Raw genomic sequence first — 6,699 nt, forward strand, 5'->3', positions numbered from 1 at the left:
GTCCGAGCGACGCAGATCCCAAAGCTTCTTGGCTCTTTGCCTTTGAAGCCGGAACCCAAATCACATTGGAAGGCCAGATAGAGCCGGGGAAAACCATAGCGATACTTCGCCTGGAAGCGCCCACGAGAAAACCGCGCAGGCGAGCAATCAGGGCGGCGCAGGTGCTCCACGTCCGCGGCAACCACGACCTGTGGATGGTCGACCGTTCACGCGGTCGTCCGGAACTTCAAGAAGCGTTGGCCTTGGTAGTCCAACTCACCGTCGGCAATGAAACCAAGTCGGGCAAGGCCCTTCACCCGCGACCTGCTCGGCGGCAGCAGGATGCTGACATTGCCGATGCCAAGGTCGACCCGACGCGTCATGAAGCCGTGAAACAGCTCGGCGCCATGCCCCCAGAACCTGGGTAGGAGAACGAGGGCGAGGTCAGCGCCATCTGCCTCTTTCTGAAAGCCACCCCAGCCCGCAAAGCGACCGTCAATGAGGATGGACCATGGACCGTAGCCGTTGTGTTGCCACTGGGCGTCCTTGCCCTTGGCCCAGTCGAGGGCAGATRCTTCAGTCCACTTGCCATCGGCGAGCGGCATGTGACGCGTGACGTCAGGATGGTTCAGCAGAACCAGCCAGTCGGAGGTGGGGATGTCGGCAAAGCAGTGGAGGGTGAAGGCCATAGCCTCCTCCCTATCACGATGGCCGGTCGAGGCGAGCACTGACTAGCCTGTCGAGACGGCCGTCGGGAATCCCRCAACGGCTCGAGACCGGGTCTTGAGCAGTTTGATCCGGAGCGACCGCTTCCGGGCGATGACCCGGAGTTGCCTCTTGGCGCCTTGACGGGGAAGAGCCAGGCAATGGTGACCTTGAGGCTGCCCTTGTTGCCGTGGTAGGGGGGCTCGTCATGATGTTCGCCTCCACGTTCTTTCCCCTGATCTGAACGGCCTCAAGCCTTCCGGCGCCTTCGCGCCGATCAGATCAGATCAAAACGGCTTCGCTGATGCGGCAGCCGAGCGGAGAAACGTGCAATGCCCAATAATGCGCAGATTGGCCTGACATCCCGTCAGGTCCAGAGCTTCATCGACGACGGATTCGTCAAAATCGAGAACGCCTTCAGTGCCGATCTTGCAAGGCGATGCAGGGATGAATTGTGGGCAGATATCGGCTTATCGCCCAGCAAGCCGGAAGGCTGGACGCGACCGGTCATCCGGGTGAGCTCGAAATCCTCGCCTGCTTTCATCCAGGCGGCCAATACGCCGCCCCTGCACAAGGCCTTCGATCAACTCGTCGGCGTAGAGCGTTGGATCGCCCCCAGGGGGCTTGGGACCTTTCCGATCCGGTTCCCCTCGGCGCAAGCGCCAGGGGACGACGGCTGGCATGTGGATGTGAGCTTTGGCCTGGACAATCCGGATTTCATGGAATGGCGAGCCAATGTAAGGAGCAGCGGACGAGCCCTGCTCATGCTCTTCCTGCTATCGGATGTCGGGCCCGACGATGCTCCTACGAGAATTCGCCGGGGCTCGCATGCCGTGATTGCGCGGGAGCTTCTGCCCTACGGCGAGGCGGGAACCACACTCCGGCAGCTCTCCGCGAACGGCTACGCCTCGACTGCAGATTGTGCGGTCGAAGTCGCAACCGGAGCGGCGGGCACGGTCTATTTATGCCACCCGTTCCTGGTCCATGCAGCGCAACCCCATTGCGGCCAGCATCCGCGATTCATGGCGCAGCCGCCGCTGTTGCCACGGGGCGAGTTTGATCCGTCCTTGCCTCCCTCGCCAGTTCAGATCGCCATCCGTCGAGCCTGCGGGTTGACCTTCTGATCCTGGCGTCCGGGGCCATGCTGCGGCTCCGGACGCCAACTTGCCTTGGCAGCCTCCGGTGTTTCCCAAAGCGGAGGTCCGTAGCGTCCGGCAAGCGTCGGGAGCTGATGTCACCCCATCCGATCTCGGATGTCAGCGTCCGGGCAAGGCTCCAATATCCAATTGTGGTCGCCTGATCAGATCATCGGACCGGATATCGTATCCAGATCCGATGATCTAACCCTTTGTCTTTGCATCGGATTTCCCGGAAACCGCAATCCACTTTTCGGGCCGCTGCTCTAGCAGGCGCTCGGAATGTCGCTGCGGGGCGGAGGTTTCTGAGCGCCAGGCCATCCGGCCGTTTTGCCTGAGGCCGGGAGCGGGCCGACGCGTTGCCGTCGGCCCGCAGACAACCGCTTCTACTGCTTGGGCATAACGAACTCGACGCGTCGGTTCAGGGCACGCCCTTCGGGATTATCCGCTCCGGTCTTAAGCGTATTGGGTTCGATCGGACGCGTATCGCCGAGCGCTTTGACCGAAAGCCGCGCTTTATCTGCTCCGTGTCTCACAAGCCATTGCGCGACGACCTGAGCCCGCCGAAGGGACAGTTCCTGATTATACCGAGCAGACCCTTTTGAATCCGTATGCCCCTCGATGACGATCGTGCCAGCGGGGACAGATGCGACGAGACGCGCGATATCGGTGAGTGTCGGTTCGGCAGCCGACCTGATGTCGGCCCTGTCGAAATCGAACAGGATATCGCCCGTCATCGACAGCCTGACGGTCGTCGCATCGTGTCGCACGGAAAGACCACCGTGCCGGGCGGCAAGTCCGCCGGCTTTCGCCGACAGATCAGATACCGCGCTGTTCAAGTCGGAGGGGAGTCCCTTCAGATCCAGAGCCGTGGCCTTGAGATCCAGAACCGTGGCTTTGAGATCGCGTATTTCGCGATGGTAAGGTGGCTCTTGCGCAAACGAGCTACTTGCCACTCCCAGAAACACGACGATCGCGAGGGAAGACTTGGTCGCACCCGCCATGGCTATCGGTCGGTGATTTTGATCGCGTCGAGCGTCTCGACCCCCGGGATCGTCAACGACACGTCCGTGACGTCCTTCGGTGGAGCAGGGAACCTGCCATGCCATGAGCCCGCGATCGGAGAATCCTTGTTGGCCTTGATGACCAGGTTAGGATTTGTCAGCGGCTTGTCGTTGCTATCTGTCAGGAGCAGGTATTTCTTCTTGCCGGCAAGAACATAGAAGCTGTTTTCATAAGCATCCTTGCTGATCGAATCATAGAGTCGTTCCAGCTTGTTCGTGGCGATTGGCTTGAAGCGAAGCTTGATCGTAAGGACATCGCCGGCGCGGGTAGCTTCGACGACTTGGGCTTCGGCGGCCCCGCCATCGGTCAAGCCAGTAGCCAAGGGTGAGACAGAATTGGCCTCGGCTTGTGTTTGGGAAAACGCAGTCTGAACGAAGCCAGCTGTTGCCAGAAAGGCACTAAAGGCACAGGCGGTCATGGTAATTCTTGTCACTTTTACCATGTCAATCCTCTTTGCTTTCAAAATTGCAGGCAGGGCGTACGAATCGCAATACGAATCTCCAATAGCCGGCTTGCGTGGAGGCAATGTGGCTGCCTCCTGACGCATCGGCCGGAAAGGTGGATTGCGGGTTTCGGGAAAGCCGATGCAGGCACACGGGGATTAGATCATCGCACCGGATACGAATTTCCGGTCCGATGATCCAGGATTTCCACGATGCCGCCGCCGACATCTGGGCGGTCATCGTCGCCGACCAAAGCGACCGACCACGCCGCTTCCGCTTCTTCACCCGCATCCGGCGGGCCTGTACCGGCATCCAGCGCCGCTTCTCGAAACGATATCTCGACTGGTTCGCGGCCGACATCGCCTGGCGGGAAGACACGAGGCGTGTGAGCAATGGCAGCCTGACGTGGTCCTTGCTCGCGCAGGCGCTGAAGCGGCGAAGGTCGCGCTGCTTGTGCCGCTCTTGGCAGGGGCAACAAGCCGCCTGACCTGTTCTGGGAGGCAACGCCGCGGCGCCCTTTCGCTGCTCGTCCATCGATTGGGCGTGCCCGCAAACGGTCCTTGGCGGTGTTCTGCGACCCTGAGACAAAACCGCAAGATCGGTCGAGCACGTTATGGCTATGAGCGACTAAGTGGTGCCGCCATGGAGGGCGGACGATGACGGCGACGCTTCAAAACGATCAAGCCCGGATGCAGCGGGTTCTGGACGACATCAACCGGCATTTTGACTGTGATCTGGACCTGGAAACGCTGAGCGGTGTTGCGGCCTTCCCGAGGCTTCATGTCCACGGGCCTGTCAGGCCGCCGTTCACCTTGTCGCGCATGTGAGAGACGCATCAATGACAACGACGTACGCTCCCAGACAGACAACCACTCGCGGGCATACCGTTCAAATCGACAACATCGGGATGTACTACGAAGAGTATGGAGTCGGAACGCCTCTGGTACTCCTGCATGGGTTTGGCGGTTGTGGACAGAACTGGCTTCCCTTTACCGCCAAGCTCTCGGAGCGCCATCGACTGATCGTCGTGGATCTGCGTGGCCATGGTCGCTCCACCAATCCCGAGAACAGGTTCACACATCGGGAAGCGGCCAGTGACGTGTTCCTCTTGCTTGAAAAGCTGGGGGTTGGTCGCTTCTCAGCCATGGGCATCAGTTCTGGCGGGATGACGCTCCTGCACATGGCAACGAGCCAACCCAAGCGCATCGACTCAATGGTATTGATTAGCGCAACGACCCATTTCACTGATCAGGCAAGGGTTATCATGCGCCGAGCTTCGTTCGAATTCATGCCGCAGCAAGTTCGGGAAATGTATCGGGAATGCGCCAAACGCGGTGACGAGCAGATCAGTCAACTCATCGACCAGATCAACGCGTTGGGCGAAAGTCATGATGATATGAATCTAACCGAACAAGATCTATCAAGCATTGCAGCTCGTACGCTTGTCGTGCACGGTGATCGCGACCGCTTTTTCCCCGTTGAAATTCCTGTCAGCATCTACCGTTCCATTCCGGATGCCGCGTTATGGATTGTTCCTGGCGGCGAGCACGCTCCTATTTATGATCCCATCGTTCCATTCACCTCCACAGCCCTGCGTTTCCTGGATGGGCCGGATAGCAAGCTGGAATCAGCGGCAGAACATCTGGCTGGAGCCGCCATAGGGGAGGGACGATGAAGGCGGCGCTTCAAAGCTACCATGCCCGCATGCAGCGCGTGCTTGATTACATCGACCGGCATCTTGGCTGTGATCTGGACCTGGAAACGCTGAGCGGTGTTGCGGCCTTCTCGAAGTTTCATTTCCACCGGCAGTTCAAGGCGGCCTTCGGGTTATCCGTGCATCGCTATGTCCAGCTTGCCCGGATGAAGCGCGCTTCGCACCAACTGGCCTATATGGACGCCCAAAGCGTCACGGACATCGCGCTGGATGCGGGTTACGATGCACCGGATGCCTTCGCCCGCGCCTTTCGGCGACGGTTCGGGCAATCGCCTTCGTCGTTCCGCGAATCTCCCGACTGGGAGCCGTGGTTTGCGGCCTTCGGGCCACTCGACAACGCGAGGTGCATGCTCATGCAGAAGACTTTTACCACTGACGACGTGATGGTTCGCGATGTGCCCCCCACGCCGGTGGCGATCATGGAGCATCGGGGCGACCCGGCGACGCTCGGCGCCACCATCAAGCGGTTCATCGCGTGGCGTAAGGCCGCTGGCCTGCACCCCAGGACAAGTCCGACCTTCAATGTCTGGCGTTCCGAGCGGCGTCCTGTGTCGCCTGTCGATTATAGGATGGACCTTTGTGTCGGGACCGACCAACCGATCGAGGCGAAGGGCGAGCAGATCAAAGCCGGCGAGATCCCTGGCGGACGCTGCGCGGTGCTACGCGTCGTCGGCAACACCGACAATCTGGAGCCCGCCGCGCTCTACCTTTATCGCGACTGGCTTCCGGCCAGCGGCGAGGAAGCACGCGACTTTCCGATCTATTGCCAGCGGCTGGGCTTCTTTGCGGAAGTGCCGGAGCATGAGGCGGTCGCGGACCTGTTTTTGCCGTTGAAATAGCGCCCTTCGACGGCGGCCTGTCCCTTCCGATCGCAAGAAACGGACAGGCCGCTAATCACGGCCCTTATGGGGTCACGACCTAAATTGACGAACCCCTGGCAAGCGATCGCCGTTTCGTCGGCCAGAATTGCTCCAAAGGTCAAAGCCATCATGCAGAAGAATTTGCGCATCTGCATGCTTTCCAGCAGGCGCCCCGCAGCATCCCCCCTTTGACCCTGACGCGCGACAGCGCACCAACGACCGGTCGACAGGACCGGTCATTCACTGAGGAACCCCGCCGTGGCCAGGATCGTGGCAAGGCTCGCCGTCATGCCCGATATGCTCGCTGTCTTTTCGACATCGATCCACTCGCCGAGGGAATGGGCCCTGCCGCCGGTGCCGCCCGAGCCGATCTTGATCGCCGGGATGCCGAGGCTCATCGGAATATTTGCGTCGGTGGAGGAGGCTTCGTGCCTGGGCGCAAAGCCATGGGCCTGAAGCGCTACGGTCGCGTATTGCACGATATCGGCGTCCACCGGCGTGTTGCCCGCCGGGCGGTCGCCCAATGCTTTGATTTCGACTGTGATCGCGCCCTCGCTGGTCGAGCGGGTCGCGTTCTCCTCGTTTACCGCCGCAGCCACGATCTCGCGGCAGCGCGCGTCCAGCCTGGCAAGCTCCTCTGCCGATTCCGAGCGCAGGTCGATATCGACCCAGGCCTCCTCGGGGATGGCGTTGACGGATGAGCCGCCGCCGACGATGGAGGCACAGAATGTCGTGCGGGGTGTCGCCGGCACCTGGATGCGGCCAAGCTCCACGATCGCCTGGGCCATGGCATACAT

Annotated in this window: 8 protein-coding genes and 1 pseudogene; 5 read left to right on the forward strand and 4 right to left on the reverse strand. The window is 60.7% G+C overall.

Going from position 1 to position 6,699, the window contains the following annotated elements; all coding sequences use genetic code 11:
- Nucleotides 1-206: 206 nt before the first annotated feature.
- Nucleotides 207-668 (reverse strand): GNAT family N-acetyltransferase, encoded by a 462-nt coding sequence (locus tag AC1D34_RS32285; RefSeq protein WP_476826440.1) that lies wholly within the window; start codon nucleotides 666-668, stop codon nucleotides 207-209.
- A 348-nt stretch (nucleotides 669-1,016) separates the two neighbouring features.
- On the opposite strand from AC1D34_RS32285, the gene AC1D34_RS32290 reads away from it, so the two are divergent.
- A complete protein-coding gene (locus AC1D34_RS32290; RefSeq protein WP_476826441.1) occupies nucleotides 1,017-1,808 on the forward strand; it encodes a phytanoyl-CoA dioxygenase family protein in 792 nt (263 codons plus the stop codon).
- Between the two features lie 398 nt (nucleotides 1,809-2,206).
- Here the strand turns inward: AC1D34_RS32290 and AC1D34_RS32295 are convergent, their stop codons facing one another.
- Together AC1D34_RS32295 and AC1D34_RS32300 are read right to left on the reverse strand one after the other, a co-directional pair.
- The gene (locus AC1D34_RS32295) at nucleotides 2,207-2,824 is read right to left on the reverse strand and encodes an OmpA family protein (RefSeq protein WP_441493682.1); all 618 of its coding nucleotides are present in this window, start codon (nucleotides 2,822-2,824) and stop codon (nucleotides 2,207-2,209) included.
- A gap of 2 nt (nucleotides 2,825-2,826) precedes the next feature.
- Complete coding sequence (locus tag AC1D34_RS32300; protein WP_441493683.1) at nucleotides 2,827-3,327, reverse strand: hypothetical protein; 501 nt, start codon at nucleotides 3,325-3,327, stop codon at nucleotides 2,827-2,829.
- Between the two features lie 278 nt (nucleotides 3,328-3,605).
- On the opposite strand from AC1D34_RS32300, the pseudogene AC1D34_RS32305 reads away from it, so the two are divergent.
- From AC1D34_RS32305 to AC1D34_RS32320, 4 genes and pseudogenes are all read left to right on the forward strand, one after another.
- Nucleotides 3,606-3,725, forward strand: a pseudogene (locus AC1D34_RS32305) (IS1595 family transposase); the annotation flags it as partial.
- Between the two features lie 259 nt (nucleotides 3,726-3,984).
- Entirely contained in the window at nucleotides 3,985-4,155 is a 171-nt protein-coding gene (locus AC1D34_RS32310; protein WP_441493684.1) for a hypothetical protein, read from the forward strand.
- Between the two features lie 80 nt (nucleotides 4,156-4,235).
- The gene (locus AC1D34_RS32315) at nucleotides 4,236-5,003 is read left to right on the forward strand and encodes an alpha/beta fold hydrolase (protein WP_476826442.1); all 768 of its coding nucleotides are present in this window, start codon (nucleotides 4,236-4,238) and stop codon (nucleotides 5,001-5,003) included.
- On the forward strand, nucleotides 5,000-5,881 hold the full coding sequence (locus tag AC1D34_RS32320; RefSeq protein ID WP_441493686.1) for an AraC family transcriptional regulator: 882 nt from the start codon (nucleotides 5,000-5,002) through the stop codon (nucleotides 5,879-5,881). The genes AC1D34_RS32315 and AC1D34_RS32320 overlap by 4 nt, the downstream gene beginning before the upstream one ends.
- A 257-nt stretch (nucleotides 5,882-6,138) precedes the next feature.
- Here AC1D34_RS32320 and AC1D34_RS32325 read toward each other — a convergent pair.
- On the reverse strand, nucleotides 6,139-6,699 hold a 561-nt coding region (locus AC1D34_RS32325), incomplete at its 5' end, for a peptidase dimerization domain-containing protein (RefSeq protein ID WP_476826443.1).

The organism is Allobosea sp. P1_A7 (assembly GCF_056406775.1).

Coding starts and splice junctions, on each gene's coding strand:
- AC1D34_RS32290 (WP_476826441.1), top strand. CDS start 1,017: ATGCCCAATAATGCGCAGATTGGCCTGACATCCCGTCAGGTCCAGAGC.
- AC1D34_RS32295 (WP_441493682.1), bottom strand. CDS start 2,824: ATGGCGGGTGCGACCAAGTCTTCCCTCGCGATCGTCGTGTTTCTGGGA.
- AC1D34_RS32300 (WP_441493683.1), bottom strand. CDS start 3,327: ATGGTAAAAGTGACAAGAATTACCATGACCGCCTGTGCCTTTAGTGCC.
- AC1D34_RS32310 (WP_441493684.1), top strand. CDS start 3,985: ATGACGGCGACGCTTCAAAACGATCAAGCCCGGATGCAGCGGGTTCTG.
- AC1D34_RS32315 (WP_476826442.1), top strand. CDS start 4,236: ATGTACTACGAAGAGTATGGAGTCGGAACGCCTCTGGTACTCCTGCAT.
- AC1D34_RS32320 (WP_441493686.1), top strand. CDS start 5,000: ATGAAGGCGGCGCTTCAAAGCTACCATGCCCGCATGCAGCGCGTGCTT.